General features: G+C 56.1%; 24 protein-coding genes and 1 other annotated feature. Of the genes, 14 read left to right on the forward strand and 10 right to left on the reverse strand.

Annotated elements, in window-relative coordinates; all coding sequences use genetic code 11:
- Nucleotides 1-11 precede the first annotated feature (11 nt).
- A complete protein-coding gene (locus EM595_RS04975; protein ID WP_067428472.1) occupies nucleotides 12-3,161 on the reverse strand; it encodes a multidrug efflux RND transporter permease subunit AcrB in 3,150 nt (1,049 codons plus the stop codon).
- Between the two features lie 16 nt (nucleotides 3,162-3,177).
- Nucleotides 3,178-4,374 (reverse strand): efflux RND transporter periplasmic adaptor subunit, encoded by a 1,197-nt coding sequence (locus EM595_RS04980; protein ID WP_067428475.1) that lies wholly within the window; start codon nucleotides 4,372-4,374, stop codon nucleotides 3,178-3,180.
- A gap of 141 nt (nucleotides 4,375-4,515) precedes the next feature.
- On the opposite strand from EM595_RS04980, the gene acrR reads away from it, so the two are divergent.
- Nucleotides 4,516-5,154, forward strand: a complete 639-nt coding sequence (gene acrR / locus EM595_RS04985) for a multidrug efflux transporter transcriptional repressor AcrR (RefSeq protein ID WP_067428477.1) — start codon at nucleotides 4,516-4,518, stop codon at nucleotides 5,152-5,154.
- On the opposite strand, the gene rsmS is transcribed toward acrR, so the two are convergent.
- Genes rsmS through priC form a run of 3 tightly spaced genes read right to left on the reverse strand, consistent with a single transcriptional unit; the run spans nucleotide 5,137 to nucleotide 6,088 of the window.
- Complete coding sequence (rsmS, locus tag EM595_RS20590) at nucleotides 5,137-5,295, reverse strand: pleiotropic regulatory protein RsmS (protein WP_071852489.1); 159 nt, start codon at nucleotides 5,293-5,295, stop codon at nucleotides 5,137-5,139. The two genes, acrR and rsmS, sit on opposite strands and share 18 nt — an antisense overlap.
- Nucleotides 5,296-5,305: 10 nt before the next feature.
- Entirely contained in the window at nucleotides 5,306-5,551 is a 246-nt protein-coding gene (locus EM595_RS04990) for a GlsB/YeaQ/YmgE family stress response membrane protein (RefSeq protein ID WP_067428480.1), read from the reverse strand.
- A 36-nt stretch (nucleotides 5,552-5,587) separates the two neighbouring features.
- Complete coding sequence (gene priC, locus EM595_RS04995; protein WP_067428483.1) at nucleotides 5,588-6,088, reverse strand: primosomal replication protein PriC; 501 nt, start codon at nucleotides 6,086-6,088, stop codon at nucleotides 5,588-5,590.
- A 55-nt stretch (nucleotides 6,089-6,143) separates the two neighbouring features.
- Between priC and EM595_RS05000 the strand changes: the two genes are divergently transcribed.
- The 7 genes from EM595_RS05000 (at nucleotide 6,144) to htpG (ending at nucleotide 13,289) form a co-directional block, all read left to right on the forward strand.
- On the forward strand, nucleotides 6,144-6,512 hold the full coding sequence (locus tag EM595_RS05000; RefSeq protein WP_067435182.1) for a DUF454 family protein: 369 nt from the start codon (nucleotides 6,144-6,146) through the stop codon (nucleotides 6,510-6,512).
- Nucleotides 6,513-6,674: 162 nt separating this feature from the next.
- Nucleotides 6,675-7,226 (forward strand): adenine phosphoribosyltransferase, encoded by a 552-nt coding sequence (gene apt, locus EM595_RS05005; protein WP_067428485.1) that lies wholly within the window; start codon nucleotides 6,675-6,677, stop codon nucleotides 7,224-7,226.
- 245 nt (nucleotides 7,227-7,471) lie between these two features.
- On the forward strand, nucleotides 7,472-8,152 hold the full coding sequence (locus EM595_RS05010) for a helix-turn-helix transcriptional regulator (RefSeq protein WP_067428488.1): 681 nt from the start codon (nucleotides 7,472-7,474) through the stop codon (nucleotides 8,150-8,152).
- A 221-nt stretch (nucleotides 8,153-8,373) separates the two neighbouring features.
- The gene (dnaX, locus tag EM595_RS05015) at nucleotides 8,374-10,326 is read left to right on the forward strand and encodes a DNA polymerase III subunit gamma/tau (RefSeq protein WP_067428491.1); all 1,953 of its coding nucleotides are present in this window, start codon (nucleotides 8,374-8,376) and stop codon (nucleotides 10,324-10,326) included.
- Nucleotides 9,665-9,726: a sequence feature (DnaX frameshifting element), on the forward strand. Its footprint overlaps the gene before it by 62 nt.
- Nucleotides 10,327-10,378: 52 nt before the next feature.
- Complete coding sequence (locus tag EM595_RS05020) at nucleotides 10,379-10,711, forward strand: YbaB/EbfC family nucleoid-associated protein (protein ID WP_067428493.1); 333 nt, start codon at nucleotides 10,379-10,381, stop codon at nucleotides 10,709-10,711.
- Nucleotides 10,711-11,316 carry a recombination mediator RecR gene (gene recR, locus EM595_RS05025; RefSeq protein WP_067428495.1) on the forward strand — a complete coding sequence of 202 codons (606 nt, stop codon included), beginning with the start codon at nucleotides 10,711-10,713 and terminating at the stop codon, nucleotides 11,314-11,316. The genes EM595_RS05020 and recR overlap by 1 nt, the downstream gene beginning before the upstream one ends.
- A 104-nt stretch (nucleotides 11,317-11,420) precedes the next feature.
- Nucleotides 11,421-13,289, forward strand: a complete 1,869-nt coding sequence (htpG, locus tag EM595_RS05030; protein ID WP_173645358.1) for a molecular chaperone HtpG — start codon at nucleotides 11,421-11,423, stop codon at nucleotides 13,287-13,289.
- Between the two features lie 36 nt (nucleotides 13,290-13,325).
- Here htpG and EM595_RS05035 read toward each other — a convergent pair whose 3' ends face one another.
- Entirely contained in the window at nucleotides 13,326-14,195 is an 870-nt protein-coding gene (locus tag EM595_RS05035; RefSeq protein ID WP_067428501.1) for a LysR substrate-binding domain-containing protein, read from the reverse strand.
- 169 nt (nucleotides 14,196-14,364) lie between these two features.
- On the opposite strand from EM595_RS05035, the gene EM595_RS05040 reads away from it, so the two are divergent.
- The 4 genes from EM595_RS05040 (at nucleotide 14,365) to EM595_RS05055 (ending at nucleotide 18,493) form a co-directional block, all read left to right on the forward strand.
- Nucleotides 14,365-15,210 (forward strand): DUF6024 family protein, encoded by an 846-nt coding sequence (locus tag EM595_RS05040; RefSeq protein WP_067428504.1) that lies wholly within the window; start codon nucleotides 14,365-14,367, stop codon nucleotides 15,208-15,210.
- A 202-nt stretch (nucleotides 15,211-15,412) separates the two neighbouring features.
- Nucleotides 15,413-16,057 carry an adenylate kinase gene (gene adk / locus EM595_RS05045; protein WP_067428507.1) on the forward strand — a complete coding sequence of 215 codons (645 nt, stop codon included), beginning with the start codon at nucleotides 15,413-15,415 and terminating at the stop codon, nucleotides 16,055-16,057.
- A gap of 114 nt (nucleotides 16,058-16,171) precedes the next feature.
- Entirely contained in the window at nucleotides 16,172-17,131 is a 960-nt protein-coding gene (gene hemH / locus EM595_RS05050) for a ferrochelatase (RefSeq protein WP_067428510.1), read from the forward strand.
- A 60-nt stretch (nucleotides 17,132-17,191) separates the two neighbouring features.
- Nucleotides 17,192-18,493, forward strand: a complete 1,302-nt coding sequence (locus tag EM595_RS05055) for an inosine/guanosine kinase (RefSeq protein WP_067428513.1) — start codon at nucleotides 17,192-17,194, stop codon at nucleotides 18,491-18,493.
- Between the two features lie 47 nt (nucleotides 18,494-18,540).
- Here the strand turns inward: EM595_RS05055 and ybaL are convergent, their stop codons facing one another.
- Nucleotides 18,541-20,229: a YbaL family putative K(+) efflux transporter gene (gene ybaL / locus EM595_RS05060; RefSeq protein WP_067428516.1), complete on the reverse strand. Its 1,689-nt coding sequence runs from the start codon at nucleotides 20,227-20,229 to the stop codon at nucleotides 18,541-18,543.
- 449 nt (nucleotides 20,230-20,678) lie between these two features.
- Between ybaL and ushA the strand changes: the two genes are divergently transcribed.
- Nucleotides 20,679-22,403, forward strand: a complete 1,725-nt coding sequence (gene ushA / locus EM595_RS05065; RefSeq protein ID WP_231938723.1) for a bifunctional UDP-sugar hydrolase/5'-nucleotidase UshA — start codon at nucleotides 20,679-20,681, stop codon at nucleotides 22,401-22,403.
- Nucleotides 22,404-22,442: 39 nt separating this feature from the next.
- Here ushA and EM595_RS05070 read toward each other — a convergent pair whose 3' ends face one another.
- The gene (locus tag EM595_RS05070; protein WP_067428522.1) at nucleotides 22,443-22,874 is read right to left on the reverse strand and encodes a multidrug/biocide efflux PACE transporter; all 432 of its coding nucleotides are present in this window, start codon (nucleotides 22,872-22,874) and stop codon (nucleotides 22,443-22,445) included.
- A gap of 87 nt (nucleotides 22,875-22,961) precedes the next feature.
- On the opposite strand from EM595_RS05070, the gene EM595_RS05075 reads away from it, so the two are divergent.
- On the forward strand, nucleotides 22,962-23,834 hold the full coding sequence (locus EM595_RS05075; protein ID WP_067428526.1) for a LysR family transcriptional regulator: 873 nt from the start codon (nucleotides 22,962-22,964) through the stop codon (nucleotides 23,832-23,834).
- Here the strand turns inward: EM595_RS05075 and ybaK are convergent.
- Both ybaK and EM595_RS05085 read right to left on the reverse strand, forming a co-directional pair.
- Entirely contained in the window at nucleotides 23,831-24,310 is a 480-nt protein-coding gene (ybaK, locus tag EM595_RS05080; protein WP_067428529.1) for a Cys-tRNA(Pro)/Cys-tRNA(Cys) deacylase YbaK, read from the reverse strand. The two genes, EM595_RS05075 and ybaK, sit on opposite strands and share 4 nt — an antisense overlap.
- A gap of 168 nt (nucleotides 24,311-24,478) precedes the next feature.
- Nucleotides 24,479-25,273 carry a TraB/GumN family protein gene (locus EM595_RS05085; RefSeq protein WP_067428531.1) on the reverse strand — a complete coding sequence of 265 codons (795 nt, stop codon included), beginning with the start codon at nucleotides 25,271-25,273 and terminating at the stop codon, nucleotides 24,479-24,481.
- Nucleotides 25,274-25,304 lie beyond the last annotated feature (31 nt).

Raw genomic sequence — 25,304 nt, forward strand, 5'->3', positions numbered from 1 at the left:
GCAAAGATTACTTACTGATGGTGTTCAACCGGATGGCCTTTTTCCACTTCATCTTTGTTCTTGCTGAAGCGGCGGCGAACCACCACAAAGAACACCGGTACGAAGAAGATAGCCAGCACGGTTGCCGTCACCATACCGCCCATTACGCCAGTACCTACGGCGTTTTGCGCGCCGGAACCGGCACCGGTACTGATGGTCAGCGGCAGTACACCGAGAATAAAGGCGAGTGAGGTCATCAGAATCGGACGTAAACGCATACGTACCGCTTCCAGCGTCGCCTCAATTAAGCCTTTGCCCTCTTTCTCCATCAGATCCTTGGCAAATTCCACGATGAGGATGGCGTTCTTCGCCGATAGTCCCACCGTCGTCAGCAGGCCTACCACGAAGTAAACGTCGTTGCTCAATCCACGCAGCGTGGTAAAGATCAGCGCACCGATAACCCCTAATGGCACCACCAACATAACCGCAAACGGAATGGACCAGCTCTCATACAGTGCAGCCAAACAGAGGAAGACGACAATCAGCGAGATAGCATACAGCGCTGGTGCCTGGTTGCCCGACAGACGTTCCTGATAGGACATGCCGGTCCAGTCGTAGCCGATACCGGCTGGCAACTTAGACGTAAGCTCCTCCATCATTTTCATCGCATCGCCCGAACTCTTGCCCGGTGCAGGCTGACCCAGAATCTCCATTGACGGCAGGCCGTTATAACGCTCAAGACGCGGTGAACCATACTGCCATTTTGCCGTAGCAAAAGAGGAGAAGGGCACCATCTCGCCGTTGCTGGCGCGTACAAACCACTTATTAATATCGCCAGGCAGCATGCGCGATTCAACGTTACCCATGACATACACTTTCTTCACGCGACCGCGATCGATAAAGTCATTGACGTAGGAGCCACCCCAGGCTGCACCCAGCGTGGTGTTGATATCAGACAGTGATACGCCTAACGCCTGCGCTTTCTCCTGATCGATCATCAGTTTGTACTGCGGCGTATCTTCCATACCGTTTGGACGAACGCCGACCAGCGTATCGGGGTGCTGAGCGATCATGCCGAACAGCTGATTACGCGCCTGCATTAACTTGTCATGACCGAGGTTAGCCTGATCGATCAGTTCAAAGTCGAAGCCGGTGGCGTTACCCAGTTCGATAATAGCCGGCAGGTTAAACGGAATAACCATACCATCGCGAATCGCACCCAACGCCTGCATGGCGCGACCGGCAATGGCTGGCACTTTGTTGTCAGCGCCGCTACGTTCATCCCAGTCTTTCAGGCTGACGAAGGCGATACCTGTGTTCTGTCCACGACCGGCAAAACCGAAGCCACTCACGGTAAACACCGACTTCACGTTCGCTTTTTCTTTGGTCAGGAAGTAGTCCGATACCTGATTCAGCACCTTCTGCGTACGTTGCTGTGTTGCACCGGCAGGCAGCTGCGCCTGAGCCAGCAGCAAGCCCTGATCCTCTTCCGGCAGGAACGAAGAGGGCAGACGCAGGAACAGGAATGCCATACCAACTACGATCAGCAGATAGATCACCAGATAACGACCGGTGCTGCGCACGATGTGGCCCACGCTGTCGGTATAATGGTTGGTGCTCTTATCAAAGACGCGGTTAAACCAGCCGAAGAAACCGGTGGTTTTGCCGTGATCGCCTTTTTTGATCGGCTTCAGCATGGTGGCACACAGCGCTGGCGTCAGAATCAACGCCACAATGACCGACAGCACCATGGCAGAAACGATGGTGATCGAGAACTGGCGATAGATGACACCGGTTGAACCGCCGAAGAAGGCCATTGGAATAAAGACCGCAGAGAGCACCAGCGCAATACCGACCAGCGCGCCCTGAATCTGTTCCATCGACTTCTTGGTCGCTTCTTTAGGCGAGATACCTTCTTCGGCCATCACGCGCTCGACGTTTTCCACCACCACGATCGCATCATCCACCAACAGCCCGATGGCGAGCACCAACCCGAACATGGTTAAGGTGTTTATCGAATAGCCAAAGGCGTTGATGATGGCAAACGTTCCCAACAGCACTACCGGCACGGCAATCGTTGGGATCAACGTGGCGCGGAAGTTTTGCAGGAACAGGTACATAACCAGGAAGACCAGCACGATCGCTTCAAACAGCGTTTTCACCACTTCGTGAATAGAGATTTTCACGAACGGCGTGGTGTCGTACGGATAAACTGTTTTCATACCTGCCGGGAAGTTTGGTGCCAGTTTAGCCAGCTCCGCTTTTACCGCTTCAGCGGTATCCAACGCGTTAGCACCGGTAGCCAGTTTGATACCGATGCCGGAGGCAGGCTTACCGTTGTATTCGGCTATGGTTTCGTAGTTTTCACCGCCAAGCTCGATTTTCGCTACGTCGCGCAGGCGCACCTGCGAACCATCCTGATTGACCTTCAGCAAAATTTTGCCGAACTCATCAGTGGAGGTTAAACGTGTCTGTGCAATGATCGAGGCATTGAGCTGTTGGCCCGGCGCCGCTGGCGTACCGCCTAACTGACCTGCCGCGACCTGGGCGTTCTGCGTGGTGATTGCAGTGACGACATCCACAGGCGTGAGCTGATAGTTATTGAGCTTGTCAGGATCCATCCAGATACGCATCGCGTACTGCGCACCAAAGATTTGCGTATCGCCTACGCCGGTCACGCGGCTGATCGGATCTTTGATGTTAGAGGCAACATAGTCAGAAATGTCATTCTGCGTCATGCTGCCATCTTCGCTCACAAAGCCTGCTACCATCAGGAAGCTGCTGGAGGATTTCTGAACCTGAATACCCTGTTGTTGCACTTCCTGAGGCAGAAGCGGCATAGCCAGCTGCAGTTTGTTCTGCACCTGAACCTGAGCAATGTCTGGGTTAGTTCCTGATTCAAAAGAGATAGTCAGCTGCAGAGTGCCCGATGAATCGCTGTTTGAGGACATATACATCAGCCCGTCAATGCCATTCATGTTCTGCTCGATAACCTGCGTAACCGAATCCTGCAGGGTCTTCGCATCCGCACCCGGATAGCTGGCGCGAATTTGCACGGCCGTTGGCGCAACATTGGGATATTGCTCAATCGGTAATTGCAAAATCGACAGCGCGCCTGCCAACATGATGATGATGGCGATGACCCACGCGAAGATAGGGCGATCGATAAAAAACTTAGCCATGTGTCAGTGGCTCCTGTTAAGGCTGCTTGTTGTCAGCATTGGCTTGCGGAGCAGCATCAGCTTTAGCATCTGCTGAAACTTCCTGCGGCGTGACCTGCGCGCCTGGCTTCGCTCGCTGGGTACCCGTGGTAATCACCCGATCGCCATCTTTCAGACCTTCAGTCACTAACCATTTGTCGCCAATCGCCTGATCGGTTTTCAGCGAACGTACGGCCACTTTATTATCCGCACCCACGACCATTGCCGTTGCCTGACCGGTTGGCGTACGAGTTACCGCCTGTTGCGGCACCAGCAGCGCATTTGGATTGATGCCTTCTTCCAGACGTGCACGGACAAACATCCCTGGCAGCAGACGATGTTCCGGGTTAGGGAAGACAGCACGCAGGGTGATGGAGCCGGTGGTTTGATCAACGCTGACATCAGAGAATTCTAATGTACCGGTCTGACTATATTCGCTACCGTTTTGCAGCAGAAGGGTGACGCTGGCTTTGCCGTCATTCTGTTTCAGCTTGCCAGATTCGAGTTCGTTACGCAGACGCATGAAATCGTCACTGGATTGGGTGACGTCAACATAGATAGGGTCGAGTTGCTGCACGGTTGCCAGCGCATCCGTTTGGCCATTTTGCACCAGCGCACCTTCGGTAAAAGCAGATTTACCAATGCGGCCGCTGATAGGTGAGGTTACTTTGGTGTAGGCCAGGTTAATGCGCGCGGTTTCCACGCTCGCTTTTGCAACCTGAACTGCAGCAGAGGTTTGGCTCTGAGTAGAGATCGCCTGATCGTAATCCTGCTGACTGATATATTTGGTGCCGAGCAGCGGTTTGTAACGCTTAACCGTGGTGGCCGCGATTTGTGCATTAGCCTGCGCCTGAGCAAGATCGCCTTTTGCACTGTCGTAAGCCGCCTGGTAAGTCGCCGGATCGATCTGATAAAGCGATTCACCCGCTTTAATATCCGTTCCCTCAACAAAGTTGCGCTTTAAAATAATGCCGGAAACCTGTGGGCGTACTTCCGCAATGCGATAAGCATTGGTTCTGCCTGGTAGCTCAGTGGTAATTTTCAACGGCTCGCTTTTCAACGTTAACACGCCAACTTCGGGTGCTTGTTGAGCCGGTGCCTGTTGAGATTTGTTATCATCACAGCCTATCAGTGCCACGCTGCCTGAAAGCATCAGGAAGGCCGCCAGAGGCTTGATTCCTCTGTTCTTATTCATAAATAAACCTCGAGTGTCCGCTATCGATCGTCCAATGGATCACAAACCCTTGAACCCATTGCTGCGTTTAAATTATGGTCGTGCTATGGTACATACATTCGCAAATGTATGTAAATCTGCCTTTCCGCAAAAAAACACCTTATGGCACGAAAAACCAAACAACAAGCACTTGAAACACGAGGCCATATCATTGATGCAGCGATAAGCTGCTTTTCAGAACAGGGTGTTTCTGCAACCTCACTTGCTGACGTTGCGGCTGCTGCTGGTGTAACGCGCGGCGCCATCTACTGGCATTTTAAAAACAAGACCGATTTACTCAATGAAATCTGGATGCAAACCGATTCCAGTCTTGATGAAGTGGAGCTTGAGTATCAGTCAAAATTCCCTGGCGATCCACTCTCCGTTTTACGCGCCATGCTAATTCATCTGCTTGAGGCGACCGTCCATGACTGTCGCCGACGTGCATTAATGGAGATTATCTTTCATAAATGTGAATTTGTCGGTGAGATGGCTGTTTTGCAGCATATGCAGCAACGGTTGCTGGCAGAGTGTTATGAGAAGATAGAAGAAGTGCTGCGACAATGCATTGACGCCGGACAACTCCCTTTGGCGTTAAATACGCGACGCACCGCCATTATTATGCGCAGCTACGTTACCGGTTTAATGGAGAACTGGTTATTCAGCCCGGAGAAATTTGATCTTGCTGCCGAAGCCGCCACGCTTATCGATGGTTTTATCGATATGCTGCGGCTCAGTCCGTCGCTACGCTTGGCTGATTAAACGCGCGGCTTTTTTTTCATAATCCTGCTTAACGATCTCCAGCGCGGCCAATACCGTATCGGCCTCTATCTGGCTCTCTTCGAGTAGCATGATCAGATCAACGGCCAGTTTGACCTCATCCGGCGCACTTTCCAGGGACATTATCGTTTCCTCACAGGCGAAGTTTTCGGGCAACCAGAATCATCAGCAGGGCACCGACCAGCGCCAGCCCCAGCGCACGTGGATGAATCACCGCCAGCGTTCCCCAGTCAAAATAACTGCTGATATAGCCGCCGATCAGGGCGCCGATGACAGCCAGCACCAGAACGGCAACGAATCCGCCGGGACGGCCCGGTAAAAAATAGCGTGCCACCGCTCCGGCAGCAGCACCGGTGACAATCCATGACAACAAGCCCATAGCGCCTCCTCTGTTAAATCTGGCTCATAAGTATAGTTAACGCGCGGGCAAATCCGCTTTAAGTTGGTTCAGCGCCTGCATACAACGCTTGAGACGCTGCTCCAGCGCTTCCAGCTCACGTTTAAGCGTCTGCTGCTGAAGCAGCGTGTCAGCCTGCGCCAGCTGCGCTTCCCGCTGATCGAGCATCGCCTGCAAACGCCGGGCAAACTCCTCATGCTGCGCGATCGCATCCGGCACCACCGCGGGCACGGCGCGCACCACTGCAGGCTGGCTGGCGAATTGGCGCTGTAGCGCGGTGATCTGGTTAACCAGTTTCTCCGCCAGCCAGCCTGCTCGCGCCACATCTTTTTCATCCCTGAACTGCGTCAGGTGTTGCGAAATTTCCTGCAGGTAGTCCTGCGGCGCGCTGCTACGGGTAGTGAAAAGCTGGCGATCGAAACTGCCGCGCTTCACTTTATAATGTTTCAGATCGGCGGCCTGCGCCGTTAGCCGCTGCTGAAGTTTTTCGATTTCAAGGAACAGCTGTTGCCGGTTCATGCTTCAGGGGCCGCTATGATAAAGTGGCCTCAGTTTATTCCTGTTGAGCCGCATTATGCAGCGTATTATTTTAATCATTATTGGTTGGTTAGCGATTGTGCTGGGAACGTTAGGCATTGTGCTGCCGCTGCTGCCGACCACGCCGTTTATGCTGCTCGCCGCCTGGTGTTTTGCCCGATCGTCACCGCGTTTTCATCACTGGCTGCTGTGGCGCTCGTGGTTTGGGCGTTATATTCGTCACTGGCAGCAGCATCGCGCGCTGCCAAAAGGGGCTAAATCGCGGGCGATCCTGTTTATTCTGGCAACCTTTGCCCTGTCGTTATGGCTGGTGCCGGTGCTGTGGGTACGCATTATGCTTTTGATGATGTTGACCATTCTGCTGATTTTCATGGCGCGCATGCCGGTGATCGATGACGGGGAGTAATTTGCCGTGCCGCGGTAATGAGGTTGCAATTATTCGGCGGTTTGCTTAGATTTAGGCGTTTTCGTGCGTAGTTTCCCTGACTCATCATCATTTCGCCCTGTGGCCCCTCTGCTGCGGCGCGCTGAAGCTGCGCGTAACACTGTTTTTACCAGGCATCTCATTATGACCGCAACTGCTCAGCAGCTTGAATTTCTGAAACAGAGTATTAAAAGCGTCCCGGATTATCCAAAGCCAGGCATTCTTTTTCGTGACGTCACCAGCCTGCTGGAAGATCCCAAAGCCTTTGCCCTGGCTATCGATCTGCTGGTTGCGCGCTTCCGTGATAGCGGCGTCACCAAAGTGGTCGGCACCGAAGCGCGAGGCTTTCTGTTCGGCGCACCCGTTGCTCTGGGATTGGGCGTCGGCTTTGTGCCGGTGCGTAAACCTGGCAAGCTGCCACGTGAAACCTACAGCGAACGCTATGAGCTGGAATATGGCAGCGATCAGCTTGAACTGCACCGTGATGCGATCCAGCACGGCGATAACGTGCTGGTAGTGGATGACTTGCTCGCTACCGGTGGCACCATTGAAGCGACGGCAAAACTGATTCGCCGTGCCGGTGGTGAAGTCACCGATGCCGCCTTCATCATTAACCTGTTTGATCTCACCGGCGAAGCCCGTCTAAATGCCATGGGCATCCAGTGTTATAGCCTGGTAAACTTCCCGGGCCACTAAGCGTTTTCCGCTCCGCACAAGCGGGGCGGACTATTTTCATCTGTTCGGAACCCCTTCTTTCAGCCCACAACTCACTGTTTATCATCCTGAACAGCGAGGCGACTCAACGTGTGGCATCCATTATTAAACCTGTTAATCGGCACTTTCTCTGTTTTTCTGTTCGCCTGCGTGATGCACTGGCGTCTGCTGCGTAAAAGAAGCCTGCGCGCATCGCGCCTGCATCGCGCCTGCCTGAGGAGGCGATAATGGCGGGCCTAAGCGCAGAGCGCTGCTGTGCTGGCGCGTTATCTGCCGCCATCATCGACAGCTCATCCATGACGCTGCACGGCATTGCCACGCTGCTACAGAACTTGCCCGTGCCGGTTAACGTTGTCTGGCAGGAGCGGCAAACGGCGATCATGGCTGTGCGCCTGCAGCAGCAGCCGGTTGATCTTCTGATCAGCGAGCGAAGCGGCGTGGGAGAAAGCGATAAAGAAGGGATTACTATGCTGCTGAATCTGGCTGCGCAACTGCCCGCGCTGCGGATAGGGTTGTTCAGCGATAAGCTGTCGCAAGTCCAGCTCTGCCAGCTGCACGGTATGACACAGTTCAGCCTGTTGTCGCGTAAAGCCTCGTTGATCGCCATCCGCGAGCAGCTCATCGCTATTGCACTTGGCGAGCGGGTGATCAGCCCCTGTATTGCATCAAAACTGCCGGTTAACGCCCGCGCGTTGCGCTATCTGTGGGGAGAGTTGACCGCGCGAGAGAAAACCGTGCTGCGGGCGCTGATCGCCGGTGAGTCGATAAAGGCCATTGCTGAAGCGCAACAAATGAGTATAAAAACCGTCAGTAGTCATAAGTATAACGGCCTGCGTAAGCTCTATATTGATAGCAAGTTTGAGCGGGCGCGCTTTATTAGCGAAGGCATCGATCTGGATCATAACTGACTGTTTCCGCTAATCTTGTACAGTGCAATGCGGGCGGAAAACCGCGGCTGATGAGTGGCCCACCGACTGCCTAAAGTGATAGGCATATCAGGGTGCTGCTGCTAAACTAGCACGCAGTTTCGTTGCAATGAGCATGCGCTGTGTTGTTACCCACTTCCGCTCGCAACAGGTGCATTTTGCACTCCAGCTTACAACCACACACGTTCAACGATTGAGTCCTCATGAGCTATCAGGTTCTTGCCCGCAAGTGGCGTCCACAAGCCTTTTCTGATGTCGTTGGTCAGGAGCACGTACTGACAGCGTTGGCCAACGGTTTATCCCTTGGCCGCATCCATCACGCCTGGCTGTTTTCCGGCACGCGCGGCGTGGGGAAAACCACCATCGCACGGCTGTTAGCCAAAGGGTTGAACTGCGAAACCGGCATTACGGCCACGCCGTGCGGCCAGTGCGATAACTGCCGCGAGATTGAGCAGGGCCGCTTTGTCGATCTTATCGAGATCGATGCCGCGTCCCGTACCAAAGTCGAGGACACGCGCGATCTGCTGGATAACGTTCAGTACGCCCCGGCGCGGGGTCGCTTCAAGGTTTACCTTATCGATGAAGTACATATGCTGTCGCGGCACAGCTTCAACGCGTTGCTGAAAACGCTGGAAGAGCCGCCGGAGCACGTGAAATTTCTGCTCGCCACCACCGATCCGCAAAAGCTGCCGGTCACCATCTTATCGCGCTGTTTGCAGTTTCATCTCAAGGCGCTGGATGTCGATCAAATTCGTGGTCAGCTGGCGCATGTCTTGCAGCATGAGCAGGTTGAGGCCGAACCGCGTGCATTACAGCTGCTGGCGCGCGCCGCCGATGGCAGCATGCGCGATGCGCTCAGCCTGACCGATCAGGCCATCGCCATGGGGCAGGGCAGTGTCACCACCGACAGCGTCACCGCGATGCTGGGCACCATGGATGATGAGCAGCCACTGGCGCTGATTGAAGCGCTGGCCGCTGCCGATGGCGAAGCGGTCATGGCCTTGCTTAATCAGGCCGCGAGCCGCGGCGTGGAGTGGGAAGCGCTGCTGGTGGAGATGCTGCGCCTGCTGCACCGTGTTGCCATGATTCAACTGCTGCCCACCGCCTCAGGCGATGAAGACGCGATGAATCTGCAGCGCCTGCGCGAACTGGCGCGCACCTTGCCGCCGGTTGATGTGCAGCTCTATTACCAGATGCTGCTCACCGGGCGTAAAGAGCTGCCGCTGGCGCCGGATCGGCGCATGGGCGTGGAAATGACACTGCTGCGTGCGCTGGCGTTCCATCCTCAGCAAACTATCGATGAACCGGTCAACGCGCGTCCGGCGATGGTGGCACAGCCTGCGCCAGCGATGCCGCCGCAAAAGCTGCAGCCCGCAGCAGCGGCGCAGGTTGCCGAAAAAACGACTGACGTGACGCCGCCGCCCGCAGATGCTACGCCGGCGGCCTCCAGCACCACCAGCCAGCTCCTGCAGGCGCGTACGCAATTGCTGCGCCAGCAGGGAGTATCCCGGCCAAAAAAGAGTGAGCCGGCAGCGCCTGTAGCGCGGCCGGCAATCTCGGCGCTGGAACGCCTGGCTGCGGTCTCTGAGCGCGGCCTGCCGCGTAAAGCGCCCGCTGCCGAAAGCGAGCCGGCAAAAAAAGAGGCCTATCGCTGGACGTCCCAGCAGAAAGAGCAGGAACAGGTTGCCGAGCCGGTTGCCACGCCAAAAGCGCTACGCATGGCGCTGGAGCTGGAAAAAACGCCGGAGCTGGCTGCTCGTCTAATGTTGGAAGCGCAGCAGCGCGACAGCTGGGCAGCCGAGATAGCCACGCTGACACTGCCGAAGCTGGTGCAGCAGCTGGCGCTAAATGCCTGGAAAGAGCAGACCAGCAACGGCGTCTGCTTACATTTACGCTCCAGCCAGCGCCATCTACACTCACCTTCAGCGCAGAAAGTGCTGCAGGAGGCGCTAAGTCAGGCGGCAGGAGAGACGGTTGAACTGTCGGTCGTAGAAGATGATAATTTAGCAGTGTTGACGCCGCTGGAGTGGCGGCAGGCAATTTATGACGAAAAGCTGGCGCAGGCGCGTCAGTCTATAATCGCGGATAGCCATATTCAGGCGCTGTGTCGGTTCTTCGATGCAGATCTGGATGAAGAGAGCATTCGCCCCGTTTGAAAACGCTGCTCAATGCATATGCTTGATGCAGCCTTAGCTGAGAGAGACGACTATGTTTGGTGGTAAAGGCGGTTTGGGTAACCTGATGAAACAGGCCCAGCAAATGCAGGACAAAATGGCGCAGGTTCAGGAAGAGATCGCCGCCATGGAAGTAACCGGCGAATCAGGTGCCGGTCTGGTAAAAGTCACCATCAACGGTGCACACAACTGCCGTCGTGTTGAAGTCGACCCCAGCCTGCTGGAAGATGACAAAGATATGCTGGAAGATTTAGTGGCTGCGGCCTTTAACGACGCTGCACGTCGCGTTGCTGAAGCGCAGAAAGAGAAAATGGCGGGCGTGTCGTCCGGTATGCAGCTGCCACCAGGCTTTAAGATGCCGTTCTGATGCAAACCAGTCCGCTTCTTGAAGCCCTGATGGAGTCGCTGCGCTGCCTGCCGGGCGTGGGGCCAAAGTCGGCACAGCGCATGGCGTTTCAGCTGCTGCAACGCGATCGCAGCGGCGGCATGCGGCTGGCGCAGGCACTGACCCGCGCCATGTCTGAAATCGGCCACTGCGCGCACTGCCGCACCTTTACCGAGCAGGAAATTTGCACGATTTGCGCCAATCCTCGTCGGCAGCAAAATGGGCAAATCTGCGTGGTGGAAAGTCCGGCGGATATTCACGCCATTGAGCAAACCGGGCAGTTTGCCGGACGCTACTTTGTGCTGATGGGCCATTTGTCGCCGATGGACGGCATTGGTCCACAGGATATCGGCCTCGATCGCCTTGAGCAGCGGCTGGAAAGTGAAACTTTGCAGGAAGTGATCCTTGCCACCAATCCCACGGTGGAAGGCGAGGCCACGGCCAACTATATTGCTGAGCTCTGCGGGCAATATGGCGTGGACGCCAGCCGCATCGCGCACGGTGTGCCGGTAGGCGGTGAGTTGGAAATGGTCGATGGCACTACGCTGTCGCACTCGCTGGCCGGGCGTCACAAGATTAAATATTGACCATTCACCGGTGCGGTTCGCCGCACCGTCTTGAAAAGCTTTTTTTTATCCCCATCTTCTCCTCAACGTTCGTTAAACCTGCTTCAGTTGAGGTATCAATGACCATGAAAGGACAAGAGACACGTGGCTTCCAGTCAGAGGTGAAACAGCTTCTGCACCTGATGATCCATTCCCTCTATTCAAACAAAGAGATCTTCTTGCGTGAGCTGATCTCAAACGCCTCCGATGCGGCCGATAAGCTGCGCTTCCGCGCGTTATCCTCGCCGGATCTGTATGAAGGTGACGGTGAACTTCGTGTGCGAGTGGCCGTAGACAAGGAAAAACGCACCCTGACGCTAAGCGATAACGGTATCGGTATGCGTCGTGACGAGGTCATTGAGAACCTGGGCACCATTGCCAAATCAGGCACTAAAAGCTTTCTGGAATCCCTCGGTTCCGATCAGGCGAAAGACAGCCAGTTGATTGGCCAGTTTGGCGTCGGCTTCTACTCTGCTTTTATCGTGGCCGATAAAGTCTCGGTACGCACGCGCGCTGCCGGTGCTGCTGCTGACGAAGCGGTATTCTGGGAATCCGCAGGCGAAGGTGATTACACCATTGCCGATATCACCAAAGAAGATCGCGGCACCGAAATTACCCTGCACCTGCGTGAAGGTGAGGATGAGTTCCTCGACGCCTGGCGCGTGCGCAACATCATCAGCAAATATTCCGATCATATCGCGCTGCCGGTAGAGATCGAAACGCACGATGAAGAGAACGACACCACCAGCTGGGAAAAGATCAACAAAGCCCAGGCGCTGTGGACGCGTAATAAAGCGGACATCAGTGAAGAAGAGTACAAAGAGTTCTACAAACATATCGCCCATGACTTCACCGATCCGGCGGCCTGGAGCCATAACCGCGTTGAAGGTAAGCAGGAATACACCAGCCTGCTCTATATCCCGGCTCAGGCTCCGTGGGATATGTGGAACCGCGATCATAAGCATGGACTGAAACTCTATGTGCAGCGCGTTTTCATCATGGATGACGCTGAACAGTTCATGCCGAACTATCTGCGCTTTGTGCGTGGTCTGATCGACTCCAACGATCTGCCGCTCAATGTTTCCCGTGAAATCCTGCAGGACAGCCGGGTTACCCAGAGTCTGCGCAACGCGCTGACCAAACGCGCGCTGCAGATGCTGGAAAAACTGGCTAAAGATGACAGTGAGAAGTATCAGCAGTTCTGGCAGCAGTTCGGTCTGGTGCTGAAAGAGGGTCCGGCTGAGGACAGCGCCAACCAGGCGACCATCGCGAAGCTGCTGCGTTTTGCTTCCACCAGCAGCGAAGGCAGCGTGCAGAACGTCTCGCTGGAAGAGTACGTCAGCCGCATGGTTGAAGGTCAGGAAAAAATCTATTACATCACCGCAGACAGCTATGCTGCGGCGAAAAGCAGCCCGCACCTGGAGCTGTTCCGTAAAAAAGGCATTGAGGTGCTGCTGCTCTCCGATCGCATCGACGAATGGATGATGAGCTACCTGACTGAGTTTGACGGCAAAGCGTTCCAATCGGTCAGCAAAGCGGATGACGCGCTGAATAAACTGGCGGATGAGGAGAGCGAAGAGCAGAAAGAAGCGGAAAAAGCGCTTGAGCCATTCGTTGAGCGGGTGAAAACGCTGCTGGCCGATCGGGTGAAAGAAGTGCGTCTGACGCACCGCCTGACCGACACGCCAGCCATCGTCACCACCGATGCTGATGAGATGGGCACGCAAATGGCTAAGCTGTTTGCCGCCGCCGGACAGCCGGTGCCGGAAGTGAAGTACAACTTTGAAATCAACCCGGATCACGCGCTGGTCAAGCGCGCGGCAGAGACCACCGACGAAGCGCGCTTTGCCGAGTGGATTGAGCTGTTGATGGATCAGGCGCTGCTGGCTGAACGCGGCACGCTCGACGATCCAAACCAGTTTATCCGTCGCATGAACCAGCTGCTGACGGCATAAACAGCAACACGGGGCGGCAGCGATGCCGCCCTTTTTTTATTCCCGCACCGCCTGCCGTAACCAGTCACGAAACTGCGTAATCTCTTCTTCCTGCTGCCGACGACGAATCGTCATCATCCAGGTGGCCCGATCGGCCAGCTCAAATCCCAGCGGCGCGACCAGCGTGCCATTTTTCAGCTCCTGTGTGACCAGCGAACGCGGCGCCATAATAATCCCCAGACCATTGCGTGCAGCCTGAATGCCCAGAGTCAGATTGTCGAAACGGCGTCCGGCGTCAAAATTGCCCGGCACGCCGCTTTTTGCTGCCCATTCTGCCCAGGCGTAGCGCTTGGTATCCGCATGCAGCAGCGGCAGGGTAAAGAAATCGCTGTGCCCGGCGACGATGGTTGCCAGCTGCGGCGAGCAGAGTGGCCCAATGTAATCATCTTCGATCAGCGTGACGTCAATATCCTGCGCGTGCCCGGCGGTGGCACTGAGGATCAGCACGTCAATATCGCCGTTGCGCAGCTGATCGGTATCGCCCAGCGGCAGAAACTGCAGTTCTGTGGTGGGATAGCGGGCATAAAAGCTCGCCAGTCGGGGAATCAGCCACTGCGACAGAAAGCTCGGCGCGCAGGAGAGCCGCAGTCGCCGCACGTCATCGCTACGGATATGCTCACAGATGCGCGTCAGCTCACCAAACGCGCTGTGGCAGCTCAGCAGCAGGGTTTCACCCTGAGCCGTCAGCCGCACGCCGCCGTTAATACGCAGGAACAGGGGCTTGCCCATCCAGGCTTCAAGCTGGCGGATCTGATGGCTGATAGCGCTGTGCGTTACGTTCAGTTTTTGCGCCGCCAGGCTAAAACTGTTACAGGCCGCAGCCTGATGGAAGTAGTAAAGCGCCCGAAGAGAAGGCAGTCCGGCCATCGTTGCCTCCTGTAAGAAATACTCACAGGGATTGTTCATTTATATCAATTTAATGTCCAGCCACGTTCACCTAACCTGAGGTACAGATATTGGCAGGTTGACGTGCCCTTCGGGCTGTGCGTTGCCATTCGGCGAAGGAATGCCCTGATGAGAATAACGGTCGCACGTCATGCACACCCGATCAGATAAAACGCTATCCGCGCGACATCGCGAGAAACAATGTCATCAGCTACGCCTGCAGCTGTCACGTCTCTACAAGCTGGATCGCTTTGATCTGTTTTTCATGCCTTCGCAACGCGTTGCCCGTCTGATTCTTTCTCAGCTGATGATCCGTCAGGAAGCGATGAATCGTCAGCGGCGCCAGTTCGCGTTTGCCGCCAGCGAACTCCAGCCATCGCCGCGCGGGCTGCCGCCGCAGGCCGACAGCATCGCGATCATCGAACATGTCAGCCCGCTCAACGGCAAGGTAACAGCGCCTGACGATCACGGCAGTCAGGGGGTGATTGACGCCAGCGAGAGCTTCGCCACGCTGTTGCACGGTGAGCTGGTGGAGCACGGGCAGCTGTTCATTACCACGCTGGGGAGCCATGCCGCGTTGACCCATTCGCTTGTTCTGGTGGCATTACGCACCTGCGCCTTCAGCACCTGGATGCGTAGTGAACTGCGGCTGTTTGAGCAGTCGCTGGTAAAAGTCACCGCGGTGGAGGCCGCGTTACAGCGTATCGCCAGCCGCGGCTGGCAGCCTTATAACGTCGCGCGGGTCGCGCCCATTTGTCTGGAGCAGCCGTTGCTGGTACGTTCGGTCAGCGCGCCCGGCCTGCCATTTAGCTGCATCCCGTTGACGCCAGCGTGGGGCAGTGCACTGGCCTTGTCGTCTGGCGACGGCTTCTATTGCCGCGAGCGCGGCTTGTTGCATTTGGCTGCCAGCGCGCGCGGCGACGGCAGCCAGCCGGTAACAATGACAGAAGCGCTGACGCAGCGTCTGCAACGGCTGTTACTGGCGGCTGCGCGTTAGCCAGGATTCTGAAAAAAGGCGCTTCGTCCGCTTAAGGCTGGCAATTCGCTAAAAAGGTGGCGATCATGGCATGCAATGGCCGCTAACCGGGCCTTTCTTGCTGGGCGCAGCCGCTATCCGCTTCCTTGTGGAGAGCGGGCCATAATGGTATGTTCTTGGCCTTCGCAGTTTTTCACATGCTATTCGCAAGGGGATTTACGCAATGCGTATTATTCTGCTCGGCGCTCCGGGCGCAGGTAAGGGCACTCAGGCTCAGTTTATTATGGAGAAATACGGTATTCCGCAGATCTCTACTGGCGACATGCTGCGTGCAGCTGTCAAAGCGGGCACGGAGCTCGGCAACCAGGCTAAAGCGATCATGGATGCCGGTAAACTGGTCACTGATGAGCTGGTTATCGCGCTGGTTAAAGAGCGCATTGCGCAGGACGATTGCAAGTCAGGTTTCCTGCTTGATGGTTTTCCACGCACCATTCCACAGGCCGACGCTATGAAAGAGGCGGGCATCAAGGTGGATTACGTGCTGGAGTTTGCCGTACCGGATGAACTGATTGTCGATCGTATCGTGGGTCGTCGCGTCCATGCGCCGTCTGGCCGTGTCTATCACGTCAAATTTAATCCGCCGAAAGTGGAAGGCAAAGATGACGTCACCGGCGACGAACTGACCACGCGTAAAGACGATCAGGAAGAGACCGTGCGTAAACGTCTGGTGGAATACCATGAGATGACCGCACCGCTGATCGCTTATTACAGCAAAGAAGCGGCCGCAGGCCATACCGCGTACCACAAAATTGATGGCACGCGTAAAGTCACCGAAGTGAGCCAGGAACTGGCACAGATTCTCGGTTAATTTCAAAAAGGGGCCGCTCTGGCCCCTTTTGCAGCAATTGCTTTTCCCGTCGTGGTTTTCCGCTACAATCCCTCTGGTTTTTACTTATCCTGTTCTGCCGAAAGGAGTTTGACTTTGAGGCTCGATAAACCCGGCGTTCTGCTGGTCAACCTGGGCACGCCTGATGCCCCGACATCCGCTGCCGTTAAACGTTATCTGAAACAATTCCTCAGCGATCCGCGCGTGGTAGATACGCCGCGCTGGCTGTGGTGGCCGCTGCTCAACGGCGTGATTCTGCCGCTGCGCTCACCGCGCGTGTCAAAACTCTACGCATCTGTCTGGATGGACGAAGGTTCGCCGCTGATGGTTTACAGCAAGCGCCAGCGCGAGAAACTGGCGGCGCGGCTTGATATGCCGGTGGCGCTGGGCATGAGTTACGGTAATCCCAGCCTGAAAAGCGCGGTCGACAGCCTGATGGCGCAGGGTGTAACGCGCCTAATCGTGCTGCCGCTCTATCCGCAATTCTCCTGTTCAACCGTGGGTGCGGTCTGGGACGGTTTGACCGAGGTGTTCCGCGGTTATCGCTCGCTGCCGGACGTGCAGTTTATTCGCGATTACGCTGAGCATCCGCGTTACATCGCCGCCCTGAAATCATCGGTCGAGCGCTCTTTTGCAAAGCATGGTCAGCCCGACCTGCTGGTGATGTCATTCCACGGTATCCCGCAGCGCTTTGCCAACGAAGGGGATGACTATCCGATACGTTGCAAAGATACCTTCGCGGCGCTGACGCAGGCGCTGGGCCTGCCTGCCGACAGAGTGATGATGACCTTCCAGTCTCGCTTTGGCCGCGAGCCCTGGCTGATGCCTTACACCGATGAAACCCTGGGTGGCCTTGGCGCCAAAGGCATCAAGCATATTCAGGTCATGAGTCCGGGCTTTGCCGCTGATTGTCTGGAGACGCTGGAAGAGATCAGCGAAGAGAACTGCGAAATCTTCCTCAAAGGCGGCGGCGAGAAGTTCGAATACATTCCGGCGCTGAATGATGATGATGAACATATCGAGATGATGCTCGATCTGGTCAATGCGCAACGCTGAAAGCACGGGCAGAGAGTGATATCATTCTCTGCCTGATTTCTGCTGAAGCGCCCACACCTGATGAAATTTCCCGGTAAACGTAAATCCAAACACTATTTCCCCGTTAATGCCCGCGATCCGCTGCTGCACGCTCAGGTTGAAAATGAGCAGGGCAGCAGCTGGATAGCGGGTATCGATCAGACACTGGTCGATATCGAAGCCAAAGTCGACGATGAGTTTGTGCATCGTTACGGCCTGAGCGCCGGGCACTCGCTGGTGATTGAAGATGATGTCGCTGACGCGCTCTATCAGGAGCTGGTGGATAAGCAGCTGATTACCGATCAGTTCGCGGGCGGCACCATTGGTAACACGCTGCATAACTATTCGGTACTGGCCGACGATCGCTCTGTGCTGCTCGGCGTGATGTGCAACCACGTGCAGATTGGCAGCTACGCCTATCGCTATCTCTGCAACACCTCCAGCCGCACCGATCTCAATCATCTGCAGGGCGTCGATGGCGCTATTGGTCGCTGTTTTACCCTGATCGGCGACAACGGCGAACGTACCTTCGCTATCAGCCCGGGCTTGATGAATCAGCTGCGTCCGGAAAGTATTCCCGAAGCGGTCATTGCCGGTGCTTCTGCGCTGGTGTTAACCAGCTATCTGATTCGCTGCAAGCCGGGCGAGCCAATGCCGGAAGCCACCATGCACGCCATTCACTGCGCGAAAAAGCATAACGTGCCGGTGGTGCTGACGCTGGGGACCAAATATGTCATTGCCGACGACCCGGGTTTCTGGCGGGCGTTTCTGCGCGATCATGTCTCCATCGTGGCGATGAACGAAGATGAAGCTTGTGAGCTAACCGGCGAAAGCGATCCACTGCTGGCGTGCAATATGGCGCTGGACTGGGTTGATCTGGTGCTCTGCACCGCCGGGCCGAATGGCCTCTATATGGCGGGCTTTACGGAAGAGGCATTTAAACGCAAAACCAATCATCCGCTGCTGCCGGGCGCCATCGCAGAATTTAATCAGTATGAGTTTAGCCGCGCGATGCGCCATCAGGATTGCGAACAGCCGCTGCGTATTTTCTCGCACATTGCCCCCTATATGGGCGGCCCGGAACGTATCCGCAATACCAATGGCGCAGGCGACGGCGCGCTGGCGGCGGTGCTACACGATATCACCGCTAACAACTTCCATCGTTCCAACGTGCCGAACTCCAGTAAGCATGCGCGCAGCTATCTGACCTATTCCTCTCTGGCGCAGGTGTGCAAATATGCCAATCGCGTGAGTTATCAGGTGTTGAATCAGCATGCGCCACGGTTAACGCGCGGCTTGCCGGAGCGTGAAGACAGTCTGGAAGAGGCGTACTGGGAACGGTAATGCCAGTGTCAGCCCTTGCCATCACAAGGGCTGATAAAAAAGGGCGATCAGATGGGGCAGGCCTGCACCAGCGGTTTGGTGTCCAGTTCCTGCTGCAGCAGCTTTAGCATGCTGCCGGCGATTTCACGCTCGCCCATAATTACCTGATTGGCACCGCGATCAAAAATATAACTCACCTCGTCGTCGTAATGAGCGCGGGCGATAATCGTTAAATCGGGATATTTTGCCCGTGCGGCAGTGACCACTTCGCCAGATTCATAGCCATTGGGAATGGTGATAATCAGCCAGCGCGCGCAATCGAGCCGCGCCAGCTGCATGGTTTCTGCCCGCGCGGCATTACCCAGCACCGCGCTAATGCCCTGTTCGCGTAGCGCCTCAATGCGCGGCCGGGAATTCTCCACCACCACCATTGGCACTTCGCTTTCAATCAGGCTGATACCCAGCAGGCTGCCCACGCGGCCATAGCCCACAATCACCGCATGATTACAGACATCGACCGGAATCTGCTGCTCTTCGTCAGCAGGCACATCAGCGGTTCGATCGGCTTTGCTTTCCGCTCTTGCCAGATAGCGCTCCAGCAGTGAGAAAAGAATCGGATTAAGCATGATCGACAGGATGGCCGCCGCCAGCACCAGATTGCGACCTTCCTCGCTGAGCAGGTTAAGGGAAATACCGAGTCCGGCGAGGATAAACGCGAACTCACCGATTTGCGCCAGGCTCACGGAAATGGTCAAAGCGGTGCGGCGTGAATGCCCCAGCAGCGTGACCAGCAGCCAGGCGGCTGCGGATTTGCCGATAACCACGATCGCCAGCGCGCCCAGCACCGCCAGCGGCTGCTCAACCAGAATCATCGGATCAAACAGCATGCCGACCGAGACAAAAAACAGCACGGCAAAGGCGTCGCGCAGCGGCAGTGTATCGTGCGCAGCACGATGGCTCAGTTCCGATTCGTTGAGCACCATGCCAGCAAAGAACGCGCCGAGCGCGAAGGAGACGTCAAAAAACTCCACGGCGCCAAGGGCGATACCCAGCGCCAGCGCCAGCACGGCGAGCGTGAACAGCTCCCGTGAGCCTGTAGCGGCGCTTTTGGCGAGGATCCACGGCACCACGCGGCGTCCCACCACCATCATTAGCACCATAAAGGCGGCCACTTTGCCGATGGTCAGCAGCAGATCCCAGGCGAGCAGCGACGCGCTGGCGTTGCCCTGTTCCAGCATACCGGCAATCGCGGGCAGCAGCACCAGCGCCAGCACCATCACCAGGTCTTCGACAATTAACCAGCCAATGGCGATCTGACCACGTTGGCTGTCAATTAGCTGTCGCTCCTCCAGCGCGCGCAGCAACACCACGGTGCTGGCGGTGGAAAGACAGAGACCAAACACCAGTCCGGTCATGATCGGCCATTCCATGCTCCACGCCAGTCCCCACCCCAGCAGGGTAGCGACCACTATCTGGGCAATAGCGCCTGGAATGGCGATCGCTTTCACCGCCATCAGATCTTTCATCGAAAAGTGCAGGCCAACGCCAAACATCAGCAGGATAACGCCGAGTTCTGCCAACTCTGGCGCCAGGTTGGTATCGGCAACAAAGCCCGGGGTAAAGGGGCCCGCCAGCACGCCCGCCAGCAAATAACCGACCAGAGGAGAAATGCGCAGGCGTTGTGCCAGCATGCCCAGCACGAAGGCGAGAACCAGGCCACCAACAATGGTGGTAATAAGCGGTGTGGTGTGATGCATGCCAGTCTCCTTGTGAGTAATTGTGTCCGGTTGTAACCATTAAGTGTATGGCAAAAATAGCCATACCGTTTAAAAATTTACCGTTAAACTACAAAAAAGAGGACTCTGGTCAATACACTGGATGGAACACGCCTTTTTTGTCACTTATCTCTTTAAAAAGGCCAGTAATCGAGGGTTATTGCCACGGGGCGAAAGCAGATTTCCCTGCGGGAATGTCGTCAATTACAACAAACGAAGCCTGATAATGACGATGAGAGCACGATTTCCCTGACGCTGCACTGAATGCATTGCCTGATGATTGAGGCTTTTCGCCGCGTTGCAAAATGCGACATAATCGGTGCCAGCCCCTTTCCGGGTGTAGATAAAACACCGATTCCTGCTGGTCTCAGGCGGGACTGCCTGTCGCCACTGACAAGGAGATTGCTTTGCCATTCGCTAAAAAAACCGTTCTGGGTACGTTGCTGCTGTCGCTGCTTGCCGTTCCGGGCCTGTCACAGGCCTTTGAAAAAGATCGCAGCTACCGTTTCTCGGTATTGCACACCAACGATCATCATGGCCGCTTCTGGTACAACGAGCGGGGCGAATATGGTCTGGCGGCGCAAAAAACGCTGATGGACAGCCTGCGTTATGACGTACAGGCCAAAGGTGGCGGGGCGCTGATTCTGTCGGGCGGCGACATCAATACCGGCGTGCCTGAATCCGATCTGCAGGATGCCGAACCCGATTTTCGCGGCATGAACCTGATTGGTTATGATGCGATGGCCATCGGCAATCACGAATTTGATAATCCGCTGGCGGTGCTGCGCCAGCAGGAGAAGTGGGCTAAATTCCCGCTGCTGTCCGCCAATATCTACCAGAAAAGCACCGGCAAACGCCTGTTCAAGCCCTATGCCATCTTCAACCGCATGGGACTGAAAATTGCTGTTATCGGCCTGACCACCGACGACACGGCGAAAATCGGCAATCCGGAATATTTTACCGACATGGAGTTCCGCAAGCCTGCCGCGGAAGCGAAGGCGCTGATTGAAACCCTGCGTGCCACCGAAAAGCCTGATGTGATTATTGCCGTAACCCACATGGGGCATTACGACAACGGTAATCACGGTTCCAATGCGCCTGGCGACGTGGAAATGGCGCGTGAGCTGCCAAAGGGCTACCTCGATATGATTGTCGGTGGCCACTCCCAGGACCCGGTTTGCATGGCCAAAGAGAACGTTAAGCAGGCTGACTATGTGCCCGGCACGCCGTGCGAGCCCGATCGGCAGAACGGCACCTGGATCGTGCAGGCGCACGAGTGGGGCAAGTATGTGGGTCGTGCCGACTTTACCTTCCGCAACGGTGAGCTGACGCTGGAGCACTACGCGCTGGTGCCAGTGAATCTCAAGCACAAGGTGAAAAACAGCAGCGGCAACGACGAGTGGGTCAACTACGAAGCGGAGATCCCAAAAAACACCGCCATGATGAAGCTGCTGACGCCATTCCAGAAAAAAGGTGAGGCGCAGCTGAATGTGAAAATTGGTAGCGTTAATGGCCGCCTGGAAGGGGATCGCAACAAGGTGCGCTTTGTGCAAACCAATATGGCGCGGCTGATTCTGGCCGGACAGATGGCGCGTACCGGCGCGGATTTTGCCGTAATGAGCGGCGGCGGCGTGCGTGATTCGATTGAATCCGGTCCGATCACCTACAAAGATGTGCTCAAGGTGCAGCCGTTTGGCAACACGCTGGTTTACGTGGATATGAAAGGCAGTGAGATCGCCCGTTATCTGGCGGTGGTGGCAAACAAGCAGGTCGATTCGGGTGCCTATGCGCAGTTTGCCAACGTCAGCCTGGTGGCCGATGGCACCACGGTCAGCGACATCAAAATCAAAGGTGAGCCGCTGCAGCAGGATAAAACCTACCGTATGGCGACGCTGAGTTTTAACGCCACCGGCGGCGATGGCTATCCGCCGCTAAATCAGCTGCCGAGCTACGTCAATACCGGCTTTGTTGATGCTGAAGTGCTGAAGCAATATATCGAGAAAAACTCTCCGCTCGACGCCGCGAAATTTGCGCCGCAAAACGAGATAGTGCATCTCACCGCTGAAGAAAAAGCGGCGCGTGATAAAGCAGAGCAGCAGAAGAAACGCAGCTATCCGAAGATGATTCTGGCGTGGTTTGGCTGGGACGACGAGTAAAGGTAAAACCGGCCGCCGTGGCGGCCGGTTATCGTGATATCAGGCACGACAATCTTCTTTATTCACCCATTTCACGCGCAGGCGGTCCCACATCCAGTTCCACACCATGGTATAGGGCAGAAAGAACAGGAAAAAGCCGATCTCCAGCAGGAAGGCATTCCACAGCGGAATATTCAGCATAGCGGCCGCAATCGGCAGGCCAATCAGAATAAAACCGCCCTCAAAGCAGAGCGCGTGAGCCGCGCGCACTAGCCAGCTGCGCGGCTGACCTGGCGGAAACAGTCGGTCGAAGCCAACGTTGTAAATCATATTCCACAGCATCGCGACGGTAGAAAGCATCACGGCCAGCGCGCCCATCTGAAACAGCGGCTTATCCATGATCCAGGCCGCCAGCGGCGCGACGGTAATGAGCGCCACCAGCTCGAAGCCGACGGCGTGGAAAATACGTTCTTTGAATGAACGGGTCTGCATAACATCTCCTTACGGGTAGGCCGCTATTATCATCGGCTTTTATGCCAAAATTAAATGAGTTCCCATCGGAAAAAGCGATAGATCACCATGCGATATTCACCCGAATCCCTGCAGGCATTTGTACAAACCGCTGAAAGTGGGTCGTTTTCTGCCGCCGCCCGCGCATTGGGCAAAAGTCAGTCCACCGTTAGCGCGGCGGTGGCCAATCTGGAGATCGATCTGGGCTTCAGCCTGTTCGATCGACGCGGACGGCAGCCATCACTGACCGAGGCGGGGCAGCGGGCGCTGGCGCAGGTGCGAGAAATTCTGGCCGCCAGCCAGCGGCTGGATGAGTTAGCGGTACGACTGTCGGGCAACATCGAACCGCGTCTGAGCCTCGCGATGTCCGATTTCTGGCAGGCGAACCACCATGAGCAGCTGCTTAATCGCTTTGCCGAGCGCTATCCCGATATCGAATTTGAATGCATGATTGCTGAGGATGAAGATGTGATCGATCTGCTGCAGCAGGGCAGAACGCACATCGGCATTATTCGCAGCCAGGCACAGTTACCCGGCGACATCGCCACCTCGCGGCTCCAGGTGAAGGCGGAGATGGCCATCTGGCTGCATCATCAACATCCGCTGGCTCAGTTGCCGCAGGTTGAGATGGCGCAGCTCAGGCCGTTGCGTCAGCTACGGCTCAACACCTGGTTGCAAAACGCCGCGCAACCCGCCGTGGGACGCGTCTGGTCGGCACCCTCGTACTTGCTGCTGCTGGAGATGGCGGAACAGGGGTTTGGCTGGAGTATCTTACCGCGCTGGCTGGTGCATCAGTTTGGTCATCAGCTGCTGCACGAGCTGCCGATTGCCGGCTGGCCGCAGAGCATCTCGATGGACGCAGTGTGGAACCGCAACCGTCCGCCTGGGCCTGCCGGGCGCTGGATGATCGATCGCCTCTGCGCCCAGCGCGCCGATGATTAATCGCGGCGGGCGATATCCGCCAGCGTGGCGTTGAGCAGGCGGGCTAAATCGGCGGGTGCCAGTTCAATATCGAGGCCGCGCTTGCCGCCGGAAATAAACAGCGTGCTAAAACTGCTGGCCTGCTGGTCAATCACCGTCGGCAGGCGTTTTTTCTGCCCCAGCGGGCTGATGCCTCCCACCAGATAACCGGTAACGCGCTGAGCGATCTCCACGTCAGCCATCTCCGCTTTTTTTGCCGACAGCGCTTTTGCCACTTTCTTTAAGTCGAGCTGGCTGGCTACCGGCGTCACCGCCACCGCGAGGTTTTTGGCATCGCCGTTCAGTGCCACCAGCAGGGTTTTATAAACCTGCAATGGATCGAGATTGAGCTTGCGCACCGCCTCGTCGCCAAAGTGTGTTTCACTGCTGTCGTGCTCGTAAGGATGCAGGGTAAAACGGACTTTCTGCTTTTCCAGAAGTTTTATTGCCGGTGTCATGATCGTTTTTCAACCTCAGCAGAGCGCAAGGCGCTAAATAATAAGTAGTGGCGAAATTCCAGGCTTTAAGCGACAATCGCCGTCGCTCAACGAGTCCCTCGTTGATGACAACTAAAATTATACAAGAACTCCTCTTTGACAGGCCGATAGCAATATCGGCCTTCTTTTTTACCTGTTTTTCAGCAGATCCAGCAAGTTGCATTCGCCATACAGATGCAGCGCGCCAACCGCTACCACATAGCGGCCTGCGGGCAGCTGCTGCAGAAAATGGCACCAGCGCTGGTTGCGGGCGTTCATCAATACGTCATTCAGCTCGCTGCTGAAGGTGCCAGGTAAGGTCAGTGAGACCTCTTTTGGCGGCGTTTGCATCCACCAGCCGATCATCAGCTGCAACAGGCGGGCGTTGGTATGCCAGTGCTCCAGCGTGTCGCTGAGCAGCGCCAGTCCACCTTCCGGCAGATTTCGCAGCAGCTGCAGCTGCTCTTCCGGACTTTCCAGTTCAATAATCCGTTTTTGCGTGTTGCCGGCGATCTGCAACAGCTGATAGTCGATGCCATATTGCGGACGCAGGCCGAGCCGCTGCGCCTGCTGCGCCTGTAAGGTGAGGGCGATTTGCCAGGCGGGCAGGGTCATAAAGGGCGTGGCGCTCAGGCCGAGCTCGTCGCAGAGACGGGTAAAGTAAGCCAGCTGTTCGTCGGACAGGCGTTCTGATAAGGGGCGATCGGTTTCACGATGGCTGAACGGCGATGCGCCCTGGGTGATATCCGCTTCCACAATCAGCGCATCGGCGCGCTGCAGCTGCTTGATCAGCCCACCGGGCAGCGGCTGCATATCCTGCGTGCCCATGTGAATGCTGCCGACCAGATGCAGCCGCTGACCGCCAGCCAGCATAATATCGCGCGCTGGCCAGGCATAACTTCGCGGCCAGCGCGCGGCGATCTGCGCAATAAGTTTCTGCAGCACGCTCTCATCCTTCTGTTTTTCCGCGAGATCC

The organism is Duffyella gerundensis (genome assembly GCF_001517405.1).
Lineage (GTDB): Bacteria > Pseudomonadota > Gammaproteobacteria > Enterobacterales > Enterobacteriaceae > Duffyella > Duffyella gerundensis.

What these genes read in the sequence shown, in the direction of transcription:
- EM595_RS04975 (WP_067428472.1), bottom strand. Translation starts at nt 3,161, where the DNA reads ATGGCTAAGTTTTTTATCGATCGCCCTATCTTCGCGTGGGTCATCGCC.
- EM595_RS04980 (WP_067428475.1), bottom strand. Translation starts at nt 4,374, where the DNA reads ATGAATAAGAACAGAGGAATCAAGCCTCTGGCGGCCTTCCTGATGCTT.
- acrR (WP_067428477.1), top strand. Translation starts at nt 4,516, where the DNA reads ATGGCACGAAAAACCAAACAACAAGCACTTGAAACACGAGGCCATATC.
- rsmS (WP_071852489.1), bottom strand. Translation starts at nt 5,295, where the DNA reads ATGTCCCTGGAAAGTGCGCCGGATGAGGTCAAACTGGCCGTTGATCTG.
- EM595_RS04990 (WP_067428480.1), bottom strand. Translation starts at nt 5,551, where the DNA reads ATGGGCTTGTTGTCATGGATTGTCACCGGTGCTGCTGCCGGAGCGGTG.
- priC (WP_067428483.1), bottom strand. Translation starts at nt 6,088, where the DNA reads ATGAACCGGCAACAGCTGTTCCTTGAAATCGAAAAACTTCAGCAGCGG.
- EM595_RS05000 (WP_067435182.1), top strand. Translation starts at nt 6,144, where the DNA reads ATGCAGCGTATTATTTTAATCATTATTGGTTGGTTAGCGATTGTGCTG.
- apt (WP_067428485.1), top strand. Translation starts at nt 6,675, where the DNA reads ATGACCGCAACTGCTCAGCAGCTTGAATTTCTGAAACAGAGTATTAAA.
- EM595_RS05010 (WP_067428488.1), top strand. Translation starts at nt 7,472, where the DNA reads ATGGCGGGCCTAAGCGCAGAGCGCTGCTGTGCTGGCGCGTTATCTGCC.
- dnaX (WP_067428491.1), top strand. Translation starts at nt 8,374, where the DNA reads ATGAGCTATCAGGTTCTTGCCCGCAAGTGGCGTCCACAAGCCTTTTCT.
- EM595_RS05020 (WP_067428493.1), top strand. Translation starts at nt 10,379, where the DNA reads ATGTTTGGTGGTAAAGGCGGTTTGGGTAACCTGATGAAACAGGCCCAG.
- recR (WP_067428495.1), top strand. Translation starts at nt 10,711, where the DNA reads ATGCAAACCAGTCCGCTTCTTGAAGCCCTGATGGAGTCGCTGCGCTGC.
- htpG (WP_173645358.1), top strand. Translation starts at nt 11,421, where the DNA reads ATGAAAGGACAAGAGACACGTGGCTTCCAGTCAGAGGTGAAACAGCTT.
- EM595_RS05035 (WP_067428501.1), bottom strand. Translation starts at nt 14,195, where the DNA reads ATGGCCGGACTGCCTTCTCTTCGGGCGCTTTACTACTTCCATCAGGCT.
- EM595_RS05040 (WP_067428504.1), top strand. Translation starts at nt 14,365, where the DNA reads ATGCACACCCGATCAGATAAAACGCTATCCGCGCGACATCGCGAGAAA.
- adk (WP_067428507.1), top strand. Translation starts at nt 15,413, where the DNA reads ATGCGTATTATTCTGCTCGGCGCTCCGGGCGCAGGTAAGGGCACTCAG.
- EM595_RS05055 (WP_067428513.1), top strand. Translation starts at nt 17,192, where the DNA reads ATGAAATTTCCCGGTAAACGTAAATCCAAACACTATTTCCCCGTTAAT.
- ybaL (WP_067428516.1), bottom strand. Translation starts at nt 20,229, where the DNA reads ATGCATCACACCACACCGCTTATTACCACCATTGTTGGTGGCCTGGTT.
- EM595_RS05070 (WP_067428522.1), bottom strand. Translation starts at nt 22,874, where the DNA reads ATGCAGACCCGTTCATTCAAAGAACGTATTTTCCACGCCGTCGGCTTC.
- EM595_RS05075 (WP_067428526.1), top strand. Translation starts at nt 22,962, where the DNA reads ATGCGATATTCACCCGAATCCCTGCAGGCATTTGTACAAACCGCTGAA.
- ybaK (WP_067428529.1), bottom strand. Translation starts at nt 24,310, where the DNA reads ATGACACCGGCAATAAAACTTCTGGAAAAGCAGAAAGTCCGTTTTACC.